Origin of the sequence: Immundisolibacter sp. (assembly GCF_028696615.1) — a bacterium.
Classification (GTDB): Bacteria; Pseudomonadota; Gammaproteobacteria; order Immundisolibacterales; family Immundisolibacteraceae; genus Immundisolibacter.
Genome location: NZ_JAQVGQ010000296.1, coordinates 1 through 2,787 on the forward strand (window position 1 = coordinate 1; position 2,787 = coordinate 2,787).

At 66.5% G+C, this 2,787-nt stretch carries 3 protein-coding genes; 1 reads left to right on the top strand and 2 read right to left on the bottom strand.

Annotation, left to right across the window (positions count from 1 at the left end; all coding sequences use genetic code 11):
• The coding region (locus PHC73_RS13430) for an undecaprenyl-diphosphate phosphatase (protein WP_366949893.1) at window positions 1–786 on the top strand (786 nt) is incomplete at its 5' end.
• Between the two features lie 43 nt (window positions 787–829).
• Here the strand turns inward: PHC73_RS13430 and PHC73_RS13435 are convergent.
• Both PHC73_RS13435 and ettA read right to left on the bottom strand, forming a co-directional pair.
• Entirely contained in the window at window positions 830–1,144 is a 315-nt protein-coding gene (locus tag PHC73_RS13435; protein ID WP_300129269.1) for a pyrimidine/purine nucleoside phosphorylase, read from the bottom strand.
• Between the two features lie 462 nt (window positions 1,145–1,606).
• A partial coding sequence (ettA, locus tag PHC73_RS13440) for an energy-dependent translational throttle protein EttA (protein ID WP_300129270.1) occupies window positions 1,607–2,787 on the bottom strand: 1,181 nt, incomplete at its 5' end.

Sequence of the window (2,787 nt, forward strand, 5' to 3'; positions counted from 1 at the left end):
CAAGTGATCGTGCTCGCCATCGTGCAGGGCATCACCGAATTCCTGCCGATTTCGAGCTCCGCGCACCTGATCCTGGTGCCGGAACTGCTCGGCTGGCCGGACCAGGGCCTGGCGTTCGACGGCGCCATGCACGTCGGCACGCTCACCGCCGTGCTGTGGTACTTCCGCAAAAACCTGTGGCCGTTGACGCGCGATTTCGGGCTGAGCCTGCGCGGGGAGGGCCTCACGCCGAACGGTCGTCTCGCTTGGGCGGTGCTGCTCGGCACGCTGCCGGCGGCCATCGCGGGTCTCCTGCTGCACGACCTGGTCGAAACCACGCTGCGCAGTCCCAAGGTGATCGCCGCCACCACCATCGGCTACGGCCTGCTGCTGTGGCTCGCCGACCGCATCGGCGAGCAGGGGCGCGACGAGTACACGTTTCGCTGGCGCGATGCCGCGCTGGTGGCGGTGGCGCAGGCGCTGGCGCTGGTGCCGGGCACCTCGCGCTCGGGCGTGACCATGACGGCCGGCCTGCTGGCCGGCCTCACGCGCGCCGGGGCGGCGCGGTTTTCGTTTTTGCTGTCGATCCCGATCACCGCGCTCGCCGGCGGTTACGAGCTCCTGAAGATCGTCCGGACCGGCGCACCGGCCGAGCTCGACCGCACGCTGCTGGCGGCCGTGGTGGCCGGTATCAGCGGGTATCTGGCCATCGCCTTTCTGTTGCGCCTGCTGCAGAACCGCGGCATGACGCCGTTCGTCGTCTACCGCCTGCTGCTGGGCGGGTACCTGATCGCCGTGTTTTACTGACCGGCCGCGGGCCGGCATTGCACCGGCCCGCAGGCGCACACAGTCAGCCGAAGTGGCACACGTAATGCGTGGGCTCGACAGCCTCGATGTCGAAATGGCTGTCGCCCGGCACGTCGAAAGCCTGCCCCGGGCCATACTCCAGCCACGCGTCGCTGCCGGCCTGACGCACGCGGCAGCGCCCGGCGACGATTTCCATGCGCTCCGGCGCGCCGGTGTTGAAGGTGAGCGTGGCCGGCAGGATCACACCCAGCGTCTTGCGCGTGCCGTCGGCCAGCAGCACCGTGTGGCTGACGCACTTGCCGTCGAAGTAGACGTTGGCTTGCGTGAGGACGCTCACGGCGTCGATGCGGTCGGACATTTCAGGCTCCTGTCGTCAATCCGGAATGAGGCGAAACAGCCTCGTAAGGTCGTTCGCGGCGGAGGGTTCGCGGCTGAAGCCGCTCCTACACGGCAGGCGAGCCGTTCGCTGGAATGGCACGTAGGAGCGGCTTCAGCCGCGAACCCAAAGACCCTTAGAAAAACGCTGATTTAGTCAGCGTTTTCCGTCCGGGGCAGGATGCCCCGGCGTGAATCAAGGGCGTAAGCCATTGATTCACTGAGCGTCGCGCGGACGTGTACCGCGCGACGGCGAGCTGAAAAATTCCAGGGAGGAATTTTTCAGGTTTTCTCAGAGTTTATGAAGAAATGCGCGTCCTGCGCATTTCTTGCGTCGCCCGTCCGGTACACGCCCGGACGGGCTCCCGCGAATCAAGCCCTTGCGGGCTCGATTCGCGTCCGGCCATCCCTGGCCGGCCTCGGAGCTTGAAAAATTCACAAGCTCTCAGCGCAGCGCCTTGAAGCGCAGCCGGTGCGGGCGGGCGGCCTCCTCGCCTAGGCGCTGGCGCTTGTCGGCCTCGTATTCCTGGTAGTTGCCGGCAAAGAAGGTCCACTGCGAGTCGCCTTCCGCGGCCAGGATGTGGGTGGCGATGCGGTCGAGGAACCAGCGGTCGTGGCTGATCACCAGCGCGCTGCCGGCGAACTCCAGCAGCGCTTCTTCGAGCGCACGCAGGGTCTCGACGTCGAGGTCGTTGGAGGGCTCGTCCAGCAACAGCACGTTGCCGCCCTTGAGCAGCGTCTTGGCCAGATGCAGCCGCCCGCGCTCGCCGCCCGACAGGCTGCCGACGCGCTTTTGCTGGTCCGCGCCCTTGAAATTGAAGCGCCCCAGATACGCCCGCGACGGCATCTCGAACTTGCCGACGGTGATGATGTCGGCGCCGCCCGAGATGTCCTCCCAAGCGGTCTTGTCGTTGGCGAGCTCGTCGCGGCTCTGGTCGACCAGCGCAAGGTTGACCGTCTGGCCGATCTTGATGGCGCCGCCGTCCGGCTGCTCGCGGCCGGTGATCATACGAAACAGCGTCGATTTGCCGGCGCCGTTCGGGCCGATGATGCCGACGATGGCGCCCGGCGGAATCTTGAAGCTCAGATCGTCGATCAGCAGCCGGTCGCCGTAGGACTTGCGCACGTGATCGAACTCGATCACCTCGTTGCCGAGGCGCTCGGCGACCGGGATGAAGATTTCCTTGGTCTCGTTGCGCTTCTGGTAGTCGTGGCTGGCCAGCTCCTCGAAGCGATTCAGGCGCGCCTTGCTCTTGGCCTGGCGGCCCTTGGGGTTCTGGCGCACCCATTCGAGTTCCTGCGCGATCGCCTTGCGGCGGGCGGATTCGGACGACTCTTCCTGCTTGAGGCGCTGCTCCTTCTGCTCGAGCCAGGCGCTGTAGTTGCCCTTGAACGGGATGCCGCGCCCGCGGTCGAGCTCCAGAATCCACTCGGCGACGTTGTCCAGGAAATAGCGGTCGTGCGTCACCGCCACCACGGTGCCCGGGAAACGGTGCAGAAACTGCTCCAGCCACTCGACCGACTCGGCGTCGAGATGGTTGGTCGGCTCGTCCAGCAGCAGCATGTCGGGCTTCGACAGCAGCAGCCGGCACAGCGCCACGCGGCGCTTCTCACCGCCTGACAGAT